This window comes from Streptomyces sp. BK79 (genome assembly GCF_044142145.1).
Taxonomy (GTDB): Bacteria; Actinomycetota; Actinomycetes; order Streptomycetales; family Streptomycetaceae; genus Streptomyces.
The window spans coordinates 294,866-317,568 of sequence record NZ_JBHVOC010000001.1 but is presented as its reverse complement, the minus strand read 5'-3'; the positions used below and the strand labels follow the sequence as shown (position 1 = coordinate 317,568).

The window sequence follows — 22,703 nt, the reverse complement described above, 5'->3', positions numbered from 1 at the left end:
ACGGGAGGCGGCGCCGACACCATGGTCTCGTCACCCGGCAGGCTGAAGGGATCAACAATGTTCCGCAAGGTGCTGGTCGCCAACCGCGGGGAGATCGCGATCCGGGCGTTCCGCGCGGGCTACGAACTCGGCGCGCGCACCGTCGCCGTCTTCCCGCACGAGGACCGCAACTCGCTGCACCGGCTGAAGGCCGACGAGGCCTACGAGATCGGGGAGCCGGGGCACCCGGTGCGCGCGTACCTCTCCGTGGAGGAGATCGTCGCCGCCGCGCGCCGTGCGGGGGCCGACGCCGTCTACCCGGGTTACGGATTCCTGTCCGAGAACCCCGACCTGGCCCGCGCCTGCGAAGAGGCCGGCATCACGTTCGTCGGACCGAGCGCCCGGATCCTCGAACTGACCGGCAACAAGGCCCGTGCCGTCGCCGCCGCCCGCGAGGCCGGTGTGCCGGTCCTCGGATCGTCCGCGCCCTCGAACGACGTGGACGAACTGGTCCGCGCCGCCGACGACGTCGGCTTCCCCGTGTTCGTCAAGGCGGTCGCCGGGGGCGGCGGCCGCGGCATGCGCCGCGTGGAGGAACCCGCGCAGCTGCGCGAGGCCATCGAGGCGGCGTCCCGGGAGGCCGCGTCCGCCTTCGGCGACCCGACCGTCTTCCTGGAGAAGGCCGTCGTCGAACCCCGCCACATCGAGGTGCAGATCCTCGCGGACGGCGAGGGCGACGTGATCCACCTCTTCGAGCGGGACTGCTCGGTGCAGCGCCGCCACCAGAAGGTCGTCGAACTCGCCCCCGCCCCGAACCTGGACCCGGCCCTGCGGGCGCGGATCTGCGCCGACGCCGTGAACTTCGCCCGGCAGATCGGCTACCGCAACGCCGGCACCGTGGAGTTCCTCGTCGACCGCGACGGCAACCACGTCTTCATCGAGATGAACCCGCGCATCCAGGTCGAGCACACGGTCACCGAGGAGGTCACCGACGTCGACCTCGTCCAGTCGCAGCTGCGCATCGCCGCCGGCGAGACGCTGGCCGACCTCGGTCTCGCCCAGGACAACATCACCCTGCGCGGCGCGGCCCTCCAGTGCCGCATCACCACCGAGGACCCCGCCAACGGATTCCGCCCGGACACCGGCACGATCAGTGCCTACCGTTCACCCGGCGGTTCGGGCATCCGCCTCGACGGCGGCACCACCCACGCCGGTACGGAGATCAGCGCGCACTTCGACTCGATGCTGGTCAAACTCTCCTGCCGGGGCCGGGACTTCGCCACCGCCGTGGGCCGCGCCCGGCGCGCCGTGGCCGAGTTCCGCATCCGGGGCGTCGCCACCAACATCCCCTTCCTCCAGGCGGTCCTCGACGACCCGGACTTCCAGGCCGGCCGGGTCACCACCTCGTTCATCGAGCAGCGCCCGCACCTGCTCACCGCCCGCCACTCCGCCGACCGCGGCACGAAGCTGCTCACCTACCTCGCCGACGTCACGGTCAACAAGCCGCACGGCGAACGCCCCGAACTCGCCGATCCGCTCACCAAGCTGCCGCCGCTGCCCGCCGGCGAGCCCCCGGCCGGCTCCCGGCAACTGCTCGCCGAACTGGGCCCCGAGGGTTTCGCCCGCCGGCTGCGCGAGTCCTCCGTCATCGGCGTCACCGACACCACGTTCCGCGACGCCCACCAGTCGCTGCTGGCCACCCGGGTCCGCACCAAGGACATGCTCGCCGTCGCCCCGGTCGTCGCCCACACCCTGCCCCAGCTCCTGTCGCTGGAGTGCTGGGGCGGCGCCACCTACGACGTGGCGCTGCGCTTCCTCGCCGAGGATCCGTGGGAGCGGCTGGCCGCGCTGCGCGAGGCCGTGCCCAACATCTGCCTGCAAATGCTGCTGCGCGGCCGCAACACCGTCGGCTACACCCCCTACCCGACCGAGGTGACCGACGCCTTCGTGCAGGAGGCGGCGGCCACCGGCATCGACGTCTTCCGCATCTTCGACGCCCTCAACGACGTCGACCAGATGCGGCCCGCCATCGACGCCGTACGGCAGACCGGCACCTCCGTCGCGGAGGTGGCCCTGTGCTACACCGCCGACCTGTCCGACCCCGCCGAGCGGCTCTATACCCTCGACTACTACCTGCGGCTCGCCGAGAAGATCGTGGCCGCCGGCGCCCACGTCCTGGCGGTCAAGGACATGGCCGGCCTGCTGCGCGCCCCGGCCGCCGCGACGCTGGTCTCCGCGCTGCGCCGCGAGTTCGACCTGCCGGTGCACCTGCACACCCACGACACCACCGGCGGTCAGCTCGCCACCTACCTCGCCGCGATCCAGGCCGGCGCGGACGCCGTGGACGGGGCGGTGGCCTCGATGGCCGGGACGACCTCGCAGCCGTCCCTGTCGGCGATCGTCGCCGCCACCGACCACACCGAGCGGCCCACCGGCCTCGACCTCCAGGCCGTCGGCGACCTGGAGCCGTACTGGGAGAGCGTCCGCAAGGTCTACGCCCCCTTCGAGGCGGGCCTCGCCTCACCCACCGGCCGTGTCTACCACCACGAGATCCCCGGCGGCCAGCTCTCCAACCTGCGCACCCAGGCCATCGCGCTCGGACTCGGCGACCGCTTCGAGGACATCGAGGCGATGTACGCCGCCGCCGACCGGATGCTGGGCCGCCTGGTGAAGGTCACGCCGTCCTCGAAGGTGGTCGGCGACCTCGCCCTCCACCTGGTGGGCGCCGGTGTCTCCCCGGCGGACTTCGAGGCACAACCGGACCGGTTCGACATCCCCGACTCCGTCATCGGCTTCCTGCGCGGCGAGCTGGGCACCCCGCCCGGCGGCTGGCCCGAGCCCTTCCGCACCAAGGCGCTGCGCGGCCGCGGCGAGGCCCGGCCGGTGGCGGAGCTGACCGCGGAGGACCGCACGGGGCTGGCCAAGGACCGCCGGGCGACCCTGAACCGGCTGCTGTTCCCCGGACCGGCGCGCGAGTTCGACACGCACCGCGCCTCGTTCGGCGACACCAGCGTCCTGGACAGCAAGGACTTCTTCTACGGGCTGCGTCCCGGCACGGAGTACACGGTCGACCTCGACCCGGGCGTCCGGCTGCTCATCGAGCTCCAGGCGGTCGGCGACGCCGACGAACGCGGCATGCGCACCGTGATGTCCTCGCTCAACGGCCAGCTCCGCCCGATCCAGGTCCGCGACCGGTCGGCGGCCTCGGACGTCCCGGTCACGGAGAAGGCCGACCGGTCGGACCCGGGCCAGGTCGCCGCCCCGTTCGCCGGCGTGGTGACCCTCGCCGTCGCCGAGGGCGACGAGGTCGAGGCCGGCGCCACCGTGGCCACCATCGAGGCGATGAAGATGGAGGCCACCATCACCGCCCCGCGGTCCGGGAGGGTGAGCAGGCTCGCCATCAACCGCATCCAGCAGGTCGAGGGCGGCGATCTCCTCGTGCAGCTCGGCTGACCACGGTGGCGGCCCCGCACCGGGGCCGCCACCGTCGCCTCACGCCTCCTTCGGAGCCGCCTGCTGCACCACCTCGAAGGACCACACCGTGGACCCGCTCGCCGCGGGCTTCGGCCGTTCGCCGCCCTCGGCGCCACCGCCCTGGTGCGCCGCCTTCATCGGCCCCTCCATCCACGCCTGGAAGGACTCCTCGTCACGCCACCGGGTGTAGACGAGGTAGTCGTCGGTGCCCTCCACCGGCCGCAGCAGCTCGAACCACTCGAACCCTTCGGAGCTCTCCACGGCATGGGCCCGCGAGGCGAAGCGCTTCTCCAGCGTCTCGCGCTGCTCGGCGGGGACGGTCAGTACGTTGATCTTGACTACGCTCATGCCCCCATCCTGCCGCATACGGCCCTCAGCACGGCTCGCGCCAGACCCCCAGCTCCGGCGTCTTGCGCATCGACGACAGACCGAGCCTGCGGGACTCGGGGCAGAAGGCGCGGGCCGGTTCGCCGTACTCCACGTGGAAGACCGCCTTGCCGGCCGCGACGAACGGTGTGAGCCGCGCGCACTCGCCGTACTGCGCGCACTGCTCGTTGACGGCGAAGTCGAAGTCGTCGACCAGCCGCGGGATCTGCGGCAGGTCGTTCTTCAGGCCCACCGCCAGACCGCGCGCGTGGGCGATGTCCGCGATCATGCGGTTGTACGCCAGCTGGTCGTCGGCGGTGAGCGGGAAACCCGTCTCCTCGGTGTACCCCTCCACCAGGTCGGGCTCCACCGCGTCGAACCCCTTGTCGCGGCACATGTCGAACCGTCGCTCCATGATCGGCCGCAGCACGGACAGGCGGCGGATGTCGAGCCAGCGCTCCCCCCGCCAGCCGTTGGGCCCGCCGAGCACCGCACGGGGGAACGCGTCCCGGTCGGGCCGGAAGTCCTCCCAGGCACCGACGTTGACGTAACAGATCACCTTGCGGCCGGCGCGGTGCAGCCGGGCCACGTCGGCGGCGCCGTTCTCGAAGCCGTCGATGTCGTACACCGGGACGTCCGCCGACGGGTCGACCCTGCCGTCGAGCTGCCACTGCCAGGCCAGCCCGGGACGCGGCTGCCACCGCGCGGTGCCGGACGGGCCGGGTGGGGTACCGGACGGGTCGGGTGGGCCCGCACCGCCCGTCCCGGAACACCCGGCCAGCACCACGACGGCCAGCGCGGTCAGCGACGCGGCGCACGCCCGGACCCCGGCGCTCACGGCTCCGCTCCGGTCAGTACGGGCGTCAGGCCGGCCCACGGGTTGGGCGGCCCGCCCGTGACCGGACCGGAGACCGCGGCGCCGCGCTCGCGCGCGGTGCGCACGGCGAGCGGGGCGAGCGCCTCGGGCACCCCGTACACCAGGTGGCAGAACCGCTCGGGCGGCAGCCGCAGGGTCCAGTCGGGCCTGCTGAACGCCGCCACGTAGACGGACCAGGAGCCCTCGAAGGTGACGACGAGGTCGGCGAGGCGCGCGTACCCCGGCGCCGGATGCACCCCCGGGTTCAGCACGACGGGGGCCGCGCCGCGCCGGCGCAGCCCGCGCACCAGCGCCCGGTAGGCGGGCAGTTCCGTCGCCGCCGAACTCACCCGGTCCAGGAAACACCCGTCGGCCCCGTACCACTCCCGGTGCCGCAGGGCGTCCTCGGCGACCTCGTCCGCCGGACGGGTGCCGTAGTCCGTGTCGACGTAGCCGAGCAGACGGGCACCGGCCGCCCGCAGCGCGCCCGCCGCCGAGACGAAGGCGGGGTCGGGTGAACCGCCCGGCCCGTTCGCCGGGTTGATGACGACCCCGTAGGTGCGGTCGGCCGCCGTGATGAGCCGGTGCCAGGAGCCCGGGTCCTCGGCGGGGTGGACGTACAGCGGGATCAGCAGGCTCACGTCGGGCGGCCGCCTTCCCGGACGGGGGACGGTGGACGGGCACCGGCCGACCACAGCGCGGCCAGCGACTCGTCCAGCGAGTACGACGGCCGCCAGCCGAGGGCCGACCGGGCGGCGGAGATGTCGGAGCACTGCCAGGAGACCCGCCCCGAACGGGCGGACCCGGCGCCCTCCTCCTCGATCCGGCCGCGGAAACCGGCGGTGTCCGCCAGCGTCCGCACCACGCGCCGCACCGGGACCGCGTCACCGCCGCCGACGTTCAGCAGCCTCGGCAGCGGGCCGGGCGCGGTGACCGCGCGCTCGACCGCCCGCGCGACGTCGCGTACGTCCACGAAGTCCCGGTGGGCCGAGAGGTCGCCCAGCCGGAGCACGGCGTCGGGGTCCGTGCCCGCCTCGCGCAGCAGGGCGCCGACCCGGCCGGGCAGCCCGGAGGCGGGCGCGCCGGGCCCCACCGGGTTGCCGACCCGCAGGACCACCGCGTCCAGTCCGGACGCGGCCACGGTGACGGTGCCGGCCAGCTTGGTGGCACCGTAGGCCGTCTGGGGCCGGGTGGCCGCCGACTCCGCCACGCGGACCCGCTGGGCGCCCGGCCCGTACTCGGCGGCCGAACCGAGATGGACCAGACGGGCCCCGGGGTGTGCCAGGCGCAGCGCCGCGCACAGCACGGCCGGGCCGCGGGCGTTGGCTTCGGCGAGGGTGACCGGGTCGCCGCCGGTGGCACCCGCGCAGTTGACGACGGTGTCGACGGCCGCCGACACCAGTGCCCCCGCGAGCCGGTCGGCCGGGTCGGTGGCCAGGTCGACGGGCACGTCGGCGCCCGGGGAGCGTCCGCCGCCGAGGACGTGCGCGCCGGGCAGGGCGCGCAGCCGCTCGGCGACATGGCCGCCCAGGTAGCCGGTGAAACCCACAACGAGGATGCGCATGCGGTGCTCAGGCTCCCTTGAGCAGCAGGGACTTGCGGCTGGTGAACTCCGCGTTGGCCCGGTCGTAGTCGTCCGGACGGCCGATGTCGAGCCAGTAACCGTCGAACTCGTAGGCGTGCGGGGCGTTGCCGGACTTGAGCAGGTCGAGCACCAACTCGTCGAAGCCCAGGGGCAGTCCGGCCGTATAACCCTCCAGCGTCGACCGGGACAGGCCGTACACGCCCATGGAGACGCGGTAGTCGATGCTGGGCTTCTCGGTGAAGGCGACGACCCTGCTCGCGTCGGTGGTCAGGACGCCGAAGTCGATGTGCACCTTCCTGGCGTAGGTGGCGATGGTCAGGGCGGCACCGGAGTCGCCGTGCCGGCGCAGTACGTCGGCGTAGTCGAGGTCGGTGAGGATGTCGCCGTTCATGACCAGGAAGTGCTCCGGCAGCCGCTCGCGCATCGTGAGCAGCGGCCCCATGGTGCCCAGCGGGCTCTCCTCGGTGGAGTAGTCGACGGTCAGGCCCCACTGGGAGCCGTCGCCGACGTAGGCGCGGATGATCTCGCCGAGGTGTCCTATGGCGATGGTGCAGCCGGTGAACCCGGCCGCGGCGAGCTGGCGCAGCACGATCTCGAGGATGGCGTGCTGGTCGCCGATGGGCACGAGCGGTTTGGGCAGGGCCGTGGTGTAGGGCCGCAGCCGGACGCCCTTGCCTCCGGCCAGGATCACTGCGTGCATGAGGTTCCCCCCTCGGTTCACGTGCCGGTCGTGGTCAGATGTTGTAGATGCCGGTCTTGTAGCGGGCCAGGTTGGCCGGGTCGCGGAAGAACTCCACCGTGCGCGCCAGGCCCCGCTCCAGGTCGTGCCCCGGGCTCCAGCCGGTGGCCTCCCGCAGCCGGGTCGCGTCCGCGACCAGCCGCATCACCTCGGAGTTCGCGGGCCGCAGCCGCCGCTCGTCCTCCCGTACGTCCAGGGCGGTGTCCATCACCTTGCCGATGAGCGCCACCAGGTCGCCGACGGAGATCTCGCCGCCGGTACCGGCGTTGAACGTGCGGCCCACCACCCGCTCGGCGGGCGCCGTGCCCACCGCGAGGAACGCCCGCGCGGTGTCCTCGACGAAGGTGAAGTCCCGGGTGGGGCGCAGGTCGCCGAGGGTGATCGTGCGTTCGCCGGCCGCGACCTGGCCGATGACGGTGGGGATCACCGCGCGCATGGACTGCCGGGGACCGTAGGTGTTGAAGGGCCGCAGGGTCACCACCGGCGTGTCGAAACTGGCGTGGTAGCTGTCCGCCAGCCGGTCCCCGCCCGCCTTGGACGCGGCGTACGGCGACTGGGTCTGGATCGGGTGGTCCTCCGTGATCGGCACGGTGCGCGCGGTGCCGTAGGTCTCGCTGGTGGAGGTGTGCACGAGCCGGGGCGTGCCCTGGGCGCGGACCGCCTCCAGGACGTTCAGCGTGCCGGTGACATTGGTGTCCACGTAGCTGTGCGGCGCCTGGTAGGAGTACGGGATGGCGATGAGCGCGGCCAGGTGGTAGACGCAGTCGGCGCCCTCGACGAGGCCGCGCACCGAGCCCGGGTCACGGACGTCGCCGAGGACGATCTCGACCTGGTCGAGGACCTCCGGGGCGAGGGTCTCCAGCCAGCCGTACGACGAGAAGGAGTTGTACTGCGCCATGGCCCTCACCCGGTGTCCGGAGGCGACGAGCGCCTCGGTGAGGTGGGAGCCGATGAATCCCTCGGCTCCGGTGACGGCGGCAAGCGGTGAGGCGGTCACGCGGGGTCCTTCCGGTCGGTGGGTGGTGGGGTCGGTGAGGTGGTGTTCGGTGGGGCGGTGGACGACGGCCGGGAGCGGGAGGCGGCCGGCCGGGCCGGTGGCGGGCCGGTTCCGCCGCGGCGTCAGGCATGGGCCGCCGGCCGGCCCAGCATTCGCAGCGCGCACACGGTGAGGCAGAGGGCCGCCGCGCCGCAGCACAGCGGCAGGGCGGTCGCGGCGCCCGGTGGCAGCCCGGCCAGGGCGACCGCGCCGGCGCCCGCGGCCGCGGCGAGGCACAGGGCGGCCGGTGGCCAGGCCACGCCGAACGCCTGGAGGAGCAGGGAGGTCCACAGGGCCGCCGCGAGCGGCAGCAGCGTGACGGGTTCGGCGTCCACCAGCAGCGCCGCGGGCACCAGCGGACCGAGGTACGCCAGCAGGCAGCCGGCGAGGACGGCGGCCGAGCGCCGACGGAAGCCGGCCGGGGTGGCGGTGGCCCGCAACGCCGCCACCGACAGCCCCCGGTAGCGGTACAGCAGCCACTCCGCCGGGCCCATGCTCAGGGTGAGCACGATCACCGCCCACGGATGCTGACGGCCCGCCAGGAACACCAGCGATCCGGCGGCCAGCCCGAACAGGCCGTACGGCAGCGAGCGGACCAGCGGCGGTCGGGCGGCGTCCGCCACGGGCGGGACCGTGCGGGTGGCGCGCAGTGCCCAGCCCGCCGCGGCGAGCGTGCCCAGCAACGACAGCAGCGGCAGGCCCGCCCGCAGCACGGTGCCGGGCTCCCACCACGGCAGCGTCGCCGCACCGGCGATCACCGGCCCGAGGGCGGCCAGCAGCAGCCGCTCCCGGCCCAGCACGAGGAGCACACCGGCCGCCGCGAGGTATCCCGACTGGGCGGTCACGGCCACCGCGGCCGGCCCGGACCCGGCGAGCGGCACCCCGGCCGCGGTCGCCGCGAGCGCGCCCGCGGTCGCTCCCTTGAGGAGGGTGCGGCCCGCCTCCCGACGGCCGGTGGCCAGGCGCAGGTACGCGCGGTGTCCCAGCGCCTGGTTCCAGGCCCAGGACAGGAGCCCCGCCACCACCAGCGCCCGCACCACGCCGTGCTGGTCCAGCAGCCGGCCCGCCAGCGCGTAGGCGAGCCCCGGCAGCGCGAACAACGCCCCGCGCAGCGCGCACCGCACGTGGTCGGGCCGCCAGGGGTCGGCCGGGCGCGGCGGGTCCGGGAAGGTGCGCGGTACGCGTTCGTAGAGGGCTGTGGCCAGGGAGAAGAGATCGGAGTGCCCGTACCGTTCCCGGATCACCTCGCCGGTCAGCCCCTCGGACTCCAGCAGTGCGGCCACCTCATAGGGATGGACGGCGGGCGCGATCCGGTCGGCCAGTTCGGCGGCCAGCCGGTCGACCGCGTCGCCCCGGGCGCCGTGACCGGGGCGGACCAGGGCGAGCGTGTGCTGGTCGGCAGGGAACCCGGAAACGGCGGAGCGTGGGCCGGCGAGGCGCAGCGCCAGTGTGTCCTGCTCCGCGCCGCCCGGTTCCAGCGCCATGGGCCCGCTCATCCGGTCGCACTCCTCACCGGCGTCGGTGCCGCGCCCGCCGACGCGAGGGGGTCCCGCGCGACGGCGCTCGCGGGTGCCGCCGTACCGCCGAACGCGGACAGCTCCAGGTAGACGGAGCGGAAGGTGTCGATGGTCTGGCGGAGGGTGAACTGCTCGATCACGCGGAGCCGGGCGGCCTCGCCCATGGCCCGGCGCCGCCGCGCGTCGCGCAGCAGTTCCAGCGCCGCGGCGGCCATGGCGGCCGGATCGCGCGGCGGCACGACCAGGCCGGTGTCGCCGACGGCCTCCCGGACCCCGCCGACGTCCGTGGACACGGTCGCCCGGCCGCACGACATGGCCTCGATCAGGGTGAAGGGGAAGCCTTCGCTGATGCTGGAGAGCATCACGACGTTGCCGGCGGCGTACGCGTCCTTGATGTCCTCGACCCGCCCCTCGAAGGTCACCGCGTCACCATGGCCGAGCCGCGCCGCCAGCGCCTCGCAGCGCTCCCGGTAGGCCTCGCCGCCGCGCGGGGTGCCGCCGAACAACCGCAGCCGGGCGGCGGGCAGTTCGGCCCGCACCAGGGCGAAGGCGCGGATCAGGGTCTCCAGGTCCTTGATCGGGTCGACGCGTCCGGCCCAGCTGAGCACGGGCTCGGCCGGTTCGGGCCCGGCGGGCGGGAACGCGGCCGGGTCGACGCCGTTGTACACCGTCCGTATGGACTCCGGGGCGGCGCCGCCCTGCTCCTCCCACAGCCGGTTGTAGCGGTTGCCCGGGGTGATCAGGGCGGCCCGGCGGTAGGTCTCCTCGGCCAGCAGCCGGAAGAAGCCCAGCAGCAGCGCCTTCACCGGCCAGCGGTAGGGGGCGGTGCGGTAGCCGAGGTAGCGCTCGCGCAGGTAGACGCCGTGCTCGGTGAGCAGCAGCGGCACGCCGTCGCGCTCCAGCCCCGCCAGTCCGGGCAGCACCGCCACGCCGCCGCTGACCGCGTGCGCCACGCCCTGCTCCGGGTACGGCGCGGCCAGCGGCCGCAGGGCGTGCTCGAGCAGCGCGGTCGCGGTCACCGCGTCGTGCAGGGTGGGCCGGGCCTCGCGCACGGCCAGGCCCGGCCGGTTCCAGACCGCGGTCAGGATGGCGATCGCCCGGTCCCCGCGCAGGAACGGGCTGAGCCGGCCGTCGGCCGCGGCCCGTGCCAGCCGGTACAGGGCGGGGCCGAAGCCGTCCTCGGCGCGCGGGTCGAGCAGCGCGGTCACGAAGCGCTCGTAGGCGGAGGCGAGCCGGTTGCGCTCACGTCCGTGAGGCGGGCGTCCCTCGGGGGCCGGGCCCCACATGGGGACGGAGACGACCCGGGAGACGTGTGCGGGGATGTCCCAGACGAGCGGTTCGCGCCCCGTGCCGGTGACGGCCGTGACGTGGAAGTCGAGGTCGGGCATGCCGGTGACGAGTTGGTCGCACCAGACGCTCACGCCGCCGTGACTGTGCGGGTAGGTGCCTTCGGTGAGCAGGGTGACGCGCGACGCGCCGGAGCGTCGCGCGCCGTGGGAAACGTGCATGGATGTGCTCCACGGCCGAGGTGTGGGCTGATCGTGCGGGGTGAGCGGACCTGCGGTGGTGAGGTGGCGCTCAGCGCTCGGCGCCGTACGGCACCGGATCGCTCACCCCGGCCGGTACCCGGGTGCGGGGCGCGGTGGAGGGCGCGGCGGCCGGGGCGCCGGGCTCGGCCGCCGGGGAGGGCGCTTCGGCCGTGGACGGCAGGGTGAGGCCGAGCGTGCCGCCGGCGGTGGCGGTCCAACCGGAGAGCGCGCCGGCGTAGGCGTCGCCGAAGGCCGCGTCGCCGCGCAGGGTGCCCGCGGGCATCGTCGCCGTCACGGCCACGCCCGCCGGGGCCTGGACGGTCACGGCGTCGCCGACGCGGTACGCGGTGACCTGGCCGGCGTCGACCGCGCTCCGCCAGGCGGCGCGGCGCCGCATCTCGACGCCGATGTCCTCCATGCGGAGGTTCACCACCGGCGTGCTGTCGGCGAACAGGTCCTCGTAGCCGCCCAGGACGCCGTCGAGGACCGGGTAGGCGATGCGGTCCTCGGCGAGGTTGGACTGGTGGATGAAGTGCGGCTTGGGGTCGTTGGAGAGCACGTGCCCGAGTGCGATGCGCGTCTCCAGCGGCACGATGTGCCCGGCGTAGCCCGTCGCGGTGTCCAGCGGTGCGGGCAGGCAGGTGGAGGTGGCCGGGTTGTCCTCGCAGATGCCGCTGCCGCCCTGGGCGCGGCTGGTGTAGATCCAGTTGTACTCGTCGACCTGCTCGGCCGCCCGGCCGGCGTTGTAGAAGACGTTCATCGGGTAGCGGGAGACGGTGGTGGCGCTGCCGACCTGCCGCTGCACGGGGTCCCGGGAGTTGTCCGAGGCGAGCCAGGCGATGCCGTTGTCCGCGAGGGCGGGGCCCAGATTCGGATTGTCCACGGGCTGTTGCGGGGTGACCTTCAGGCCGGAGTGCTCACCGGTCACCAACTCGTCCTGCTCCAGCGGCAGTCCGGCCGTCTCGCCCCAGACGCGGTTGGTGGCGATCTCGTCGGCGATCTCGTTCCGGCTCACCCACCGGGTGCTGCCGTCGGGACCGGTCGCGCACTTCCACGGGACCACGCTGACGTCCTGGACGCAGCCCAGGAAGGCGTGCGTGTAGGTGTGGTTGACCCAGCGGAAGTCGTTCCGGGCGGCGATCAGCTTGTCGGCGAGCGGGTCGGCGCCGTCGTTGTCCTGGCGGTGGTCGACGCTGCCGGAGCCGTTGTAGGCCATGTCGAGGGTGAAGTTCCGGCGGTCCTGCCAGGCGGTGGCGTGGTCGACGTCGGCCGGGACCATGCGGATCGGGTCGGGTGTGCCCTCGCCCGGCGGGCAGTCCACGTCGCCGGGGGTGCAGTTCAGCTCGGTGTCCCAGCGGTCGTCGGCCGCGAACACGTCGTCGACGTGCACGGCGAAGTAGTTGCGGTCGGCGCCGAGGTGGACCCCGCTGGTCATCCACTCCACGATGCCCCGGGCGAGCAGGCGGAACTGCTGCTGGTGCTGGTTGTAGACGAAGGTGACGACGAGTTCCCGCCGTCCGTCGTGCCGGTACTCGCCCACCAGGGAGCCCTTGGTCGCGCGCCCGGGTATCGCCGCCTGGACGTACGGCACGAAGTCGGCCCCCGGCGCGGGCGCCGACAGGTAGGCGTAGGACTCACCGACGGTGGGGGAGTTGTCCTCGAACGGGACTGCCCCGTCCAGGTACCCGAAGGGCCCGGCCAGCCCGGCCCGCGTCACCTCCGCACGCACGCCGTCGACGCTCCCCGCGTACCCCGCCCCGACCGCGTACTGGAGTCCGACCTCGGGGCGCGCGTAGGTGTAGGCGTCCACCTGGGGTATCGCGTAGGTCCGCTCGTAGGCGGTGAGGGCGGTCATCTCGGCGGAGTTCGCCGGGAAGGGGTTGTCGTTGGGCAGGACGACGGCCTGGAACCTGGCGCGCGGCCGTCCGTCCACCGTGTCGGCCAGGAACCCGGCGTCGATCACGGGGCGGCCGGCGTCCTGGAGGTCGACCTCCGTGTACGGCGTGCCCGCGGTCTCCAGTTCGGCGGCGATGGCGTCGGTGGCCGGCCCCCCGTCGCTCACGACCAGCACGCGCAGGTCGATGCGCGGGGCCGGGGCGTCGGCCTCGGCCGGACCGGCCGACAGGCAGAGTGACGCCGTCAGCGCGCCCACTGCGAGCGCCGTAGTGCGAATGGTCCGCTTCATGCGGTGAGATTTCCTCCCCCGGGCAGGGGTGGTCGGGCTCCTGCCGGAGCCGGCCCCTCCCCGTGACCACGCCGTCGCCCCCCTGAGACGCCGGTCGTCGACGTTTCCGTCGCGTCACATAGTGAGGCGCGTGTGGAGCTTTTGTGTGCCTGCTGCGGAACTTGACGGAAAAGCGCATGTGTCCGTTCACCCGGAACGGGCGTCGCCGTGAGCCGTCGGCGCGTGCCGGACGTGGCCGGGCGTGCCGCGCCGGCGTGCCCGTGTACTGCGGGAACGGGCGGAGGCGAACGTGGAACCACGGCCTCCGCGGCGCATCGCCGTCAATGGTCTCGACCAGGGCGCCGGCCGGGGCCGGAGCGAGATCAGGTCACCCCAGGCTTCCGTCGCGCGGACGCCGTCCGGCCCGTGGGGGCCGGACGGCGTCGGTGCTCAGGGCGCGGGAGTGGGGGTGGTCAGGCGCACAGGACGCGGGTCTGGGGCGTGTAGACCGGGCCGCCGTTCACGCTCGTGCTGTCGCTGAACTCGGCGTAGTAGTACGAGTAGAACCCGATGTTGCCGTTGCAGCCCGAGTCGGCGCCGACCTGCAGGGTGAGGGTGACGGTGCGGCTCTGGCCGGGCGGGATGGTGGCGCCGTAGTTGGTGCCGAGGTTGGCGGGCCCGGTGCCGTCGCACGGGACGGCGCCGGCCTCCGACGCCAGGCTGCACCCGGTGAAGCTGTACTTGAGGTCGGGCCGCTGGGTGGTCAGCCAGGTCGGGTCGATCGTCTGGTAGACGAACCAGATGTCGTACGTCCGGTTGTTCTTGATCGTCATCGACAGGTTCACCGTGCCGCCGGGCGTGGTGGTCGCCGTGTCGGTGGCGAACGTCAGCTCCGCCGGGGCGGGGTCGGCGGCGCTCGCGGAGGGCGCCAGGCCGAACAGGGCGAGGGCGAGGGCGATGATCGTGGCGAGGCCGAAGCGTCTCGTTCGTGTGGATCGCATGGCCCGGGAGACTAGGCACGGCTCCGGCGCACCGTCTGTACCGTGCGGAACGGCGTGAACACGGCTCGGCCGGAAGTGTGCGTACCGTGAAGGATGCGTGAGGGTGCCGTCACATACGGTGCCCGGCCGGCGTTCGCGCACGACAACGCCCGGGTGTGCCCGGGGCGTTGCCCGATCGCCCGGGGTGCTGTCCGGGGCCCGCGCGTCCCGACGGCAATGGCGGATTCCGGGCGCCCGTCGAGAGGGTGCGCGGGCCGGCGTGACACCCGCGCGGCCCGCGCCGCCCCACGACCGGCCGCAGGTCACGGGCCGGGTCCCCTCGGGCGGCGCCGCGTCCGCCGCCGACGGCAACGCGTCCGGCGGGTCGTGCCGCCGCCCTCGGGTGCTCGGGAGTCACATCAGGCACGGGTGGAGCGGAAGGCTCCTGCTCGCGCCGCCGCCGCCGCGGCGTCGGCGGCCCGGTCCGCGGCCGCCTCGTCCAGGGGCTCGCCGGTGGTGAGCAGGCGGTAGTACAGAGGGGCGGAGACCGCGCGGATCACCTCGCGCGTGTCGGTGCCGGCGGGCAGTTCGCCGCGCTCGACGGCCTGACGGGCGCAGGGCTCCCACTCCGTGACGCGGACGTCGTAGAAGCGGTGGAGCGCGGCGGCCGTCTGCGCGTCACAGGTCGCGGCGGCGATCACCGCCTTGAAGAGCGCTCCTTGGCGCGGGTCGGCCAGGGTGCGCGCGACCAGCCGGGCGTTCGCGCGCAGGTCGTCGAGGAGGGTGCCGGACTCCGTGCGGGGCAGTGACTGCTCGGCCATGTCCGCGAGCAGGTCCGCGACCAGGGTGGCCGGGGTTCCCCAGCGCCGGTACACCGTGGTCCTCCCGACCTCGGCGCGCCGGGCCACGTCGGCGAGGTCGAGGCCGGCCAGGCCGTGTTCGGCCAGGGCGTCTCCGGCCGCCCGCAGGACGGCGGATCGCACGCGCGCGGTCCTCCCGCCCGGACGGACGGTGCCCGGCCCGATGTCTTCGGACGTCATAACGGTACTCCGGTTCCATTAAGGAGGGGGTTGCTGTTACTCTGGAGCCATCTTAACGGAACGGAAGTCCCGTTAATCGTTGCCGTCGCGCGCCGCACACCACCGGGGCGGACGGCCGGAGGAGGGGAAGCGGTCATGGAATACAGGAGACTGGGAGCGTCCGGGCTCATGGTCCCGGCACTCAGCTTCGGCGCGGGCACGTTCGGCGGGCGCGGAGAGCTCTTCGGCGCCTGGGGCACCACGGACGAGTCCGAGGCGCGCCGCCTGGTCGACATCTGCCTGGAGGCGGGGGTGACCATGTTCGACACCGCCGACGTCTACTCCGGCGGAGCCTCGGAGGAGGTGCTGGGCGCCGCCGTGAAGGGCCGGCGCGACGAGGTGATCATCTCCACCAAGGCCGGCCTGCCGACGGGCGACGGGCCGATGGAGGCGGGAACCTCGCGGGCGCGTCTGATCAAGGCCGTGGAACAGGCCCTGCGCCGGCTGGGCACGGACTACATCGACCTCTTCCAGCTGCACGCCTTCGACGCCGGGACCCCGGTCGAGGAGGTGCTCTCCACGCTCGACGACCTCGTCCGGGCGGGCAAGATCCGCTACACCGGGGTCTCGAACTTCAGCGGATGGCAGCTGATGAAGTCCCTGGCCGACGCGGACGCGCACGGACACCGGCGCTACGCGGCCCACCAGGTCCACTACTCCCTCGTCGGCCGGGACTACGAGTGGGAGCTGATGCCACTCGCCCTCGACCAGGGCGTCGGAGCCGTCGTGTGGAGCCCGCTCGGGTGGGGACGGCTCACCGGCCGGATCCGCCGCGGCCAGCCCCTCCCGGCCGGCAGCCGGCTGCACGCCACGGCCGACTACGGCCCGCCCGTGGCGGACGAGCTGCTGTTCCGCGTGGTCGACGCCCTCGACGCCGTCGCCGAGGAGACGGGCCGGAGCGTCCCGCAGATCGCCATCAACTGGCTGCTGCGGCGTCCCACCGTCTCCTCGGTCCTCATCGGGGCCCGCAACGAGGAACAGTTGCGGCAGAACCTCGGCGCCGTCGGATGGACCCTGACCGAGGACCAGGTGGCGAGGCTCGACGCCGCGAGCGCCACCACGGCCCCCTACCCGTACTTCCCCTACGAGCGCCAGGAGGGCTTCGCCCGTCTCAACCCCCACCCCCTGCGCGCGGGGGCGCCGCGAGGCTGATCCGGCGGGTCCGGCGGAGCGGCACTGTCAGTGCCATGGACAAGAATGTGGGAAAAGCGAGATCAACACCGGCCGGAGCGGGTAGGCGGTCTCGAGTCCCCTGTCCCGGAAAGGCTCCAGCAGATGCCGCTTGCCGCCGTCCCTGCACCGACCGCCGAAGCCCGTGCGACCGGCCGACGCGGGCACCGCCCCGGTCGCCCGCTCAGCCCGGCCGAGGCCGCCGTCCTGCGGATCGTCGCCGACGCGCGCACGCCCGTGTTCGTCACCGTGCGCGAGGGCGGCGGGCGCAGGTACAGCTACTGGCGGCCCCTGGACTCCACCACCGGCAGGGGCGGCTGCTACGCGGCGCTGCCCACCGCCGAGTGCGACGCGCTGCACGCCGCCGGCCGGATCACCCTCGGCGAACCGGTGACCGACCCGGCCAGGACCACCTACCGGGTCACGGCCGTCCGTACGCCCCCGGCCGCCCCGGCGCGTGCCGTGCGCCCCGTGCGCCCCCTGCGGGACCGGGCGTACGCGGCGTGAGCCGGGAGCGGGAGAGTCCGATGGAAAAGGGTGAGGAGACGGGGATGACCGAGGAACAGGACGCCGGCGCCGAGCGCACGGAGGACGACCTCCTGAAAGGGCTGCGGGTCGACGAACGCAGGCCGGAGAAGCCCATCCTGCTCGACGCGGAGGGCAGCCCCATCGACACCTGGCGGGAGAACCATCCGTACGACCGCAAGGTGCGCAGGTCCGAGTACGAGAGGCAGAAGCGGGTCCTGCAGATCGAGCTGCTCAAGATGCAGCGCTGGGCCAAGGACACCGGGCAGCGGATCGTCGTCGTCTGCGAGGGCCGCGACGCGGCCGGCAAGGGCGGCACCATCCAGCGCTTCATCGAACGCCTCAACCCCCGCGGTGCCCGCGTGGTCGCGCTGGACAAGCCGACCGAGCGGGAGGCGGGGCAGTGGTACTTCCAGCGGTACGTGGCCCACCTGCCCGCCCGCGGGGAGATCGTCTTCTTCGACCGCTCCTGGTACAACCGCGCCGGTGTCGAGCGCGTGATGGGCTTCTGCACGGAGGCCGAGTACCAGCAGTTCCTCCAGCAGGCGCCGCTCTTCGAGCGCATGCTCACCGACGACGGCATCCTGCTGGTGAAGTTCTGGTTCTCCGTCTCCCGGGCCGAGCAGCGTACGCGCTTCGCGATCCGCCAGGTCGACCCCGTGCGCCGCTGGAAGCTGTCGCCGACGGACCTCTCCTCGCTGGACCGCTGGGACGACTACACCGCGGCCAAGGTCGACATGTTCCGTGCCACCGACACCTCCCACGCGCCGTGGACGGTGGTCAAGAACAACGACAAGCGCCGAGGCCGCCTGGAGGCCATGCGCAGCCTGCTGGACCGCTGCGACTATCCGTCCAAGGACCACGAGGCCGTGGGCCGGCCCGACCCGCTGATCGTGGGCGCCGCCGACACCCTGCTCGAACCCGGCGAGGAGTCCGCCGACCTCTCGCCGACACCCCTGGCCGGGCAGGGCGGCAGCCCGGGAACGCACCCGGATCAGACGGACTGACCCCGGCCCCCCGGACGCCCGCCGACGGTGGCGCGCGTCCGGGGTCCGCGGCGGGGATCAGTGCTCCAGCGGCGCCCGGAGCGCGGGATCCGACGCGGCCCGCCACGCCTCCGGCAGCTCCCGCTGCCGTTCGTCGGCCCTCGCCCGTTCCCGGCCGTGCAGCAGGCCCCAGGTGAACGCCGACTCCCCGGCCCCGTGCGCCGCGACCCCCAGCCCCCGCAGCGCGTCCTGGGCGACGACGGCGTCCTGGTGGTCGCCGAGCACCTTCTGCACGCCCTTGGCGCGCTTGCCGAGGCGGGCGACGGGCTTGCCGAGCGCGGGACGCGCGGCCTCCGTCGCGTAGCGGACCTTCTTGGCGGCCTTGCGCGCCTGGTGCAGGGCCGCGTCCCGGGACTGGCCGGGCGGCTGCTCCAGCGCGTGGTCCATGCGCCCGGCGAGGCGGTCGTACTCCTTGAGCACCGCCTTGGCCATGACCCGGGCCGGCTTCTTCGCGGCCTTGGCGCGCAGCGGCGGCCGGGCGGCCAGGCCGTCCAGCGCGTCCAGGAGCCGCAGGTAACGCGACGAGGCCAGAGCCTGACGCGTCCGCGTCCGCGTCTCGTCGGCCCGGGAGACGTCCCACACCCGCAGGCGGGCGGCGACCGGCCCCAGTACCAGGTCGCCGGGCAGGTCCTCCAGCGCGGCGCCGATGCGTTCGCGCAGCACCTCCTGGTCCCGTTCGACCCCCAGCTCGCCCGCCAGCCACCGCAGTTCCGCGCGCACGGGATCGGTGACCCGCCGGTCGAGAACCGACCGGTACGAGCGCAGGCAACCGCGCAGCCGTCGGCAGGTGACCCGCATCCGGTGCACCGCGTCCGGCACGTCGCGGCGCACCGCCGGGTCCCACGCCACCAGGGCGTCCACCTGCTCACGGAGGTACGTGTGCAGGTACGCGCCCGCGGAGCCGGGGACCACCTCGGGAGGCGACCGCCGTGCCTCCTCGGCCCGGCCCCCGGTCTCCCGCAGGGCCCGGGCGAGCTTGGACGGGCTGCCGGACCGGGTGAACCCCTTCTTGCGGAGCTTCTTCTCGACGGCGTCCAGCAGCCCGGCGGGCGCCCCGTCGGCGAGTTCGACCTCCAGCTCGGTCCACTCGGCGCGCCCGCCGCCCGCCGGCAGCGCCTTCGCGCGGACCTCGTCGACGCTCAGCTCGGCGAGCACCCTGCCATCGGCGTCACGGAGGTGCCGCACGGCACGGGTGGACCGTATCCGTACGACCGGACGCAGTTCCGCGCCCCGGGTGCGGGACAGGACCAGCTCGCGCAGCTCCCGGGGCACCTCGTCCGACAGCTCGGCCCGCACCTCCTCCCGGCTGTCGGTGCTCAGCGGCAGCTTCAGGTGCCAGCCGGCGTCCGGCCCGCCCGTGCGGCGGCGCAGCGTGACCGACGCGCCGGCCAGTCGCAGGTCGGCGGTGTCGTGGTACACCGCGTCCAGTTCCTCGGGGCCGGCCCGGGTGACCGAGGCGACGGGGCCCGTACCGGTGAGGTCCGGCACGCCGACGGCACCGGGGGAGGACGGCTCGTACTTCCGCTCTGTCTCACGCTTCGACTGGGTCATGATGTGTCCCTGGTCGCTGAGGGCGGGATCAAACCCCGTTCGCCGGGAACGATGCCGCTCGCGGGCTCCGCCGGCGGCTCCGGCGGCCGACTCCAGTCTGCGCGGCGCCGGACGACCGTGCCATGGCCGTCCGGCCGTATGACCCACCCACAGGTCCGGGCCCGTGCCGGCAGGCGCTATCCGCCCGCGCCGAGCCAGGGCCCCGGATCGGCGTAGTACCCGTCCAGGACGACCTCGAAATGGAGGTGGGGCCCGGTGGACAGGCCCGTGGAGCCGACCCGTCCGACCGGGGTGCCGGCCTGCACCGCCTGGCCCACGGCGGCCTCCAGCGACGACAGGTGGCTGTAGGTCGTCTCCAGGCGCTTGCCCTCGATGGTCCCGTGATCGATCACGACGCGGTTGCCGTACGCGGTGGTCGGCGCGGCGAACACGACGCGGCCCCGCCGGGCGGCGGCCACCGGCGTCCCCTGGGGCGCGGCGAAGTCCACGCCGGTGTGCAGCTTGGTCACTCCGGTCAGCGGATGCTCCCGCGACCCGTAGGGCGAGGTGACGGTCAGCGTACGCACCGGGGCGGCGAGGAGCGCGCCGGCCGCCCCGCTCGCGCCGCCGACGGGGTCCGCCCGGTCGAGCGCCTCGTAGCGGGAGAGCAGGGCCTCGACCTCGGAGAGGTAGGTCTTCGCGGCAGGGGGGACGCGCCCGGCCTTCCGTACGGCCTCCAGACCCGAGGCGTACGCGGCGAGGGTCAGGTCGACGAGGTCGCCGTTGACCCGCCCCTCGGTGCGCAGCTGGGTCACCTGCTCGGCCAGCGCGCAGTCCTGGCGGCCGAGCGCCATGATCGCGTCGGCCGGATCGTGCGGTGAGGAGCGTCCGTTGCCGTCGTCGTCCCTGCCCCAGGCACGCCAGTCGGTGTCGGTGAAGGCGGCGATGCCCTTCTGGCCCGAGAACGCGTCCGTGTCGTCGCTCCAGCCGGAGAGCTGGTCGATCTGGGCGGCGAGCACGGACGGCGCGAGCACCGTGCACCGCGAGGACGCCTCACGCAGCCACGGGACGTACGAGGGGTCGATGTCGACGGCCGCGGTCCCGTCGGCGTCGGCCTCCTCGGGCCACGGGGACGGCAGACCGCCCGTGAGCACGAGGTAGGCCGCCACGCCCGTGACGGTCACCAGCGCCGGCGACAGCAGCAGTGTGAAGGGCCCGGGACCGCGGCGCCTCCGCTTCCCGGGCCGCTCGCCCGCCTCTGCGGGTGCCCGCGTCTCCGCTTCCGCCTCGGCGAGGGCCGGCCGTTCGTCGTTCACCGGGACGCTCGCCGGGACCTGTTGCTCACGAAGGGAACGTAACGCCGTGCCACGTCGGCGTCAGGGGCCCGCGAGGCACAAGGGGATGCCCGAAGGGGCAGGGCCGGCGGAGACCCGCGGCCCCCGAGGGCCCGCACGAAGGTCGTGTCCGGACCGTTGACCCCGGAGGAGACAGAGGGCTACTTTGCCGAACGGAACGAAAGTTAATGGACAGCTAGTTCAGTAACAACGAGCAATGAGCCTGGAGCCGCTGTGGTCGTTCGCCTCCTCCCGTCCCGACGCCCCCCGGCCCCGCCGGCGCCGGGCCAGCCCCCGTACGACCGGAGGCGGGCCTGGCTGATCCTCGCGATGATCGTCGCCTTCATGATGATCAACTACGCGGACAAGTCCGTGCTGGGCCTCGCCGCGGTGCCGCTCATGGACGAGCTCGGCATCGGCAAGAGCACCTACGGACTCGTCTCCAGCGCGTTCTACGCGCTGTTCAGCGTCACCGGCCTGGTCGTCGGGCTGCTGTCGGCCCGCTGGTCGACGCGCACCCTGCTGCTGGTGATGGCCGCGCTGTGGGCCGTCGCCCAACTGCCCGCGCTGGTGGCGTCCGTGCCCGCCCTCATCGCGGGCCGCCTGCTGCTGGGGGCCGCCGAGGGGCCCGCCGCGTCCATGTCCATGCACGCCCTCTACGCCTGGTTCCCGCCGGGCCGGCGCGGAATGCCCTCGGCCCTGCAGATCGGCGGCGCGGCCCTCGGGACCGCCGTCTCGGCCCCGCTGCTGACCTGGCTCATCGTGCACCTCGGCTGGCGCTCGGCCTTCATCGCCCTGGCGATCACCAGCGCGGCGTGGTGCGTCGTGTGGTACGCCGTCGGCAAGGACGGCCCGTACGGCGGCTCGGCCGGCGCGCACGGAGCGGCGGGCCCGCGCGACGCGGAGCGTTCGCCGGTCGCTGCGGACGCGAAGGGCGTGGCCGGTCCGACCGGAGCCGTGGCCGCGACGGGCGTCCGGAGCGCGCATGGGGCGGTGGGCGCCGAGGGCGCACCGGCCGGGGCGGTACCGCGCGGCGCGGGGATCGCCGAGGGTTCGGCGGGCGGCGCGGGAGCGGCCCGGTCGCCGGGCCGCGAGGGCGGGAGCGAGGGCGGGACGCTCGAAGCGACCCGGACCGCCGGCGCGGCACCGCCGCCGTCACTGCCCCGTCTGCTGCTCAGCGGCACGGTGGTCGGCGGAGTCCTCAGCGCCTTCGGGTCGCACTGGGCGCTGGCGATGTCCAGCGCCTGGCTGCCCGTCTACCTCCAGACCCAGCTCGACCTGGGCGCGACCGGCGCGTCGGCCGCCATCAGCGCCGTCTCCGGGCTCAGTCTGGTCCTCCTGCTGACCGTCCCGGCCCTCGTCGACCGGCGCAAGCGCCGCACCGGGCCGGGCGGGAACGCCGACGGTCACGTCCAGGGACTCGCGGTCCTGGTGTCGGGCGCGGCGCTCGCCCTGCTGCCCTTCGTCGAGCAGCGCCCGCTCCAACTGGTCCTGGTCGCCCTGGCCTTCGCCTGCCACGCCGTCGCCCTGCCCCTGCACTACGTCACCACGGCGGCCGTGGTGCCCGCCGCCCGGCGCGGCGCGGTCTTCGGTGTGGTCGCGGCGACCGGCACCCTGCCGGGCATGTTCGTGCCGTACCTCACCGGCCGGCTGGTGGACGGCGCGGCCTCCGAGGCCACGGGCTACTCGATCGCGTTCCTGCTGTCCGCGGCGGTGATGGCCGTGTGCGGCGCGGTGGCCATGCTGGCGATCCGGCCGCAGCGCGACGCACGGGCGCTCGGCGGCGAGGGCTGA

The 22,703-nt window shown here is 74.2% G+C and carries 18 protein-coding genes; 5 read left to right on the top strand and 13 right to left on the bottom strand.

The window, feature by feature from the left end:
• Window positions 1-57 precede the first annotated feature (57 nt).
• Window positions 58-3,432: a pyruvate carboxylase gene (locus ACFIF2_RS01425; RefSeq protein WP_395570571.1), complete on the top strand. Its 3,375-nt coding sequence runs from the start codon at window positions 58-60 to the stop codon at window positions 3,430-3,432.
• 39 nt (window positions 3,433-3,471) lie between these two features.
• Here the strand turns inward: ACFIF2_RS01425 and ACFIF2_RS01420 are convergent, their stop codons facing one another.
• From ACFIF2_RS01420 to ACFIF2_RS01370, 11 genes are all read right to left on the bottom strand, one after another.
• The gene (locus ACFIF2_RS01420; protein WP_395570570.1) at window positions 3,472-3,801 is read right to left on the bottom strand and encodes an antibiotic biosynthesis monooxygenase family protein; all 330 of its coding nucleotides are present in this window, start codon (window positions 3,799-3,801) and stop codon (window positions 3,472-3,474) included.
• Between the two features lie 25 nt (window positions 3,802-3,826).
• Complete coding sequence (locus ACFIF2_RS01415; protein WP_395570569.1) at window positions 3,827-4,657, bottom strand: endo alpha-1,4 polygalactosaminidase; 831 nt, start codon at window positions 4,655-4,657, stop codon at window positions 3,827-3,829.
• Window positions 4,654-5,316: a spherulation-specific family 4 protein gene (locus ACFIF2_RS01410; RefSeq protein WP_395570568.1), complete on the bottom strand. Its 663-nt coding sequence runs from the start codon at window positions 5,314-5,316 to the stop codon at window positions 4,654-4,656. The genes ACFIF2_RS01415 and ACFIF2_RS01410 overlap by 4 nt, the downstream gene beginning before the upstream one ends.
• Window positions 5,313-6,239 (bottom strand): NAD-dependent epimerase/dehydratase family protein, encoded by a 927-nt coding sequence (locus ACFIF2_RS01405; RefSeq protein WP_395570567.1) that lies wholly within the window; start codon window positions 6,237-6,239, stop codon window positions 5,313-5,315. The genes ACFIF2_RS01410 and ACFIF2_RS01405 overlap by 4 nt, the downstream gene beginning before the upstream one ends.
• A 7-nt stretch (window positions 6,240-6,246) precedes the next feature.
• The gene (locus ACFIF2_RS01400; protein WP_395570566.1) at window positions 6,247-6,960 is read right to left on the bottom strand and encodes an NDP-sugar synthase; all 714 of its coding nucleotides are present in this window, start codon (window positions 6,958-6,960) and stop codon (window positions 6,247-6,249) included.
• A gap of 34 nt (window positions 6,961-6,994) precedes the next feature.
• Entirely contained in the window at window positions 6,995-7,996 is a 1,002-nt protein-coding gene (locus ACFIF2_RS01395; RefSeq protein WP_395570565.1) for an SDR family NAD(P)-dependent oxidoreductase, read from the bottom strand.
• A gap of 122 nt (window positions 7,997-8,118) precedes the next feature.
• The gene (locus ACFIF2_RS01390) at window positions 8,119-9,531 is read right to left on the bottom strand and encodes a hypothetical protein (RefSeq protein WP_395570564.1); all 1,413 of its coding nucleotides are present in this window, start codon (window positions 9,529-9,531) and stop codon (window positions 8,119-8,121) included.
• Window positions 9,528-11,060 carry a GT4 family glycosyltransferase PelF gene (gene pelF / locus ACFIF2_RS01385; RefSeq protein WP_395570563.1) on the bottom strand — a complete coding sequence of 511 codons (1,533 nt, stop codon included), beginning with the start codon at window positions 11,058-11,060 and terminating at the stop codon, window positions 9,528-9,530. The genes ACFIF2_RS01390 and pelF overlap by 4 nt, the downstream gene beginning before the upstream one ends.
• A 70-nt stretch (window positions 11,061-11,130) precedes the next feature.
• Window positions 11,131-13,266, bottom strand: a complete 2,136-nt coding sequence (locus tag ACFIF2_RS01380; RefSeq protein WP_395570562.1) for a hypothetical protein — start codon at window positions 13,264-13,266, stop codon at window positions 11,131-11,133.
• A 452-nt stretch (window positions 13,267-13,718) separates the two neighbouring features.
• Window positions 13,719-14,246, bottom strand: a complete 528-nt coding sequence (locus tag ACFIF2_RS01375) for a hypothetical protein (protein ID WP_395570561.1) — start codon at window positions 14,244-14,246, stop codon at window positions 13,719-13,721.
• 398 nt (window positions 14,247-14,644) lie between these two features.
• On the bottom strand, window positions 14,645-15,265 hold the full coding sequence (locus ACFIF2_RS01370) for a TetR/AcrR family transcriptional regulator C-terminal ligand-binding domain-containing protein (RefSeq protein WP_395570560.1): 621 nt from the start codon (window positions 15,263-15,265) through the stop codon (window positions 14,645-14,647).
• A 135-nt stretch (window positions 15,266-15,400) separates the two neighbouring features.
• Between ACFIF2_RS01370 and ACFIF2_RS01365 the strand changes: the two genes are divergently transcribed.
• The 3 genes from ACFIF2_RS01365 (at window position 15,401) to ppk2 (ending at window position 18,006) form a co-directional block, all read left to right on the top strand.
• On the top strand, window positions 15,401-16,456 hold the full coding sequence (locus ACFIF2_RS01365) for an aldo/keto reductase (RefSeq protein WP_395570559.1): 1,056 nt from the start codon (window positions 15,401-15,403) through the stop codon (window positions 16,454-16,456).
• A 123-nt stretch (window positions 16,457-16,579) separates the two neighbouring features.
• Window positions 16,580-16,981 (top strand): hypothetical protein, encoded by a 402-nt coding sequence (locus tag ACFIF2_RS01360; protein ID WP_395570558.1) that lies wholly within the window; start codon window positions 16,580-16,582, stop codon window positions 16,979-16,981.
• Window positions 16,982-17,025: 44 nt separating this feature from the next.
• Complete coding sequence (gene ppk2, locus ACFIF2_RS01355; protein ID WP_395570557.1) at window positions 17,026-18,006, top strand: polyphosphate kinase 2; 981 nt, start codon at window positions 17,026-17,028, stop codon at window positions 18,004-18,006.
• Window positions 18,007-18,063: 57 nt separating this feature from the next.
• Here the strand turns inward: ppk2 and ACFIF2_RS01350 are convergent, their stop codons facing one another.
• Both ACFIF2_RS01350 and ACFIF2_RS01345 read right to left on the bottom strand, forming a co-directional pair.
• Window positions 18,064-19,596, bottom strand: coding sequence for a CHAD domain-containing protein (locus ACFIF2_RS01350; RefSeq protein WP_395570556.1), 1,533 nt, complete (start codon window positions 19,594-19,596; stop codon window positions 18,064-18,066).
• A 176-nt stretch (window positions 19,597-19,772) separates the two neighbouring features.
• A complete protein-coding gene (locus ACFIF2_RS01345; protein WP_395570555.1) occupies window positions 19,773-20,891 on the bottom strand; it encodes a M23 family metallopeptidase in 1,119 nt (372 codons plus the stop codon).
• Between the two features lie 348 nt (window positions 20,892-21,239).
• Between ACFIF2_RS01345 and ACFIF2_RS01340 the strand changes: the two genes are divergently transcribed.
• Window positions 21,240-22,703 carry an MFS transporter gene (locus tag ACFIF2_RS01340; protein WP_395570554.1) on the top strand — a complete coding sequence of 488 codons (1,464 nt, stop codon included), beginning with the start codon at window positions 21,240-21,242 and terminating at the stop codon, window positions 22,701-22,703.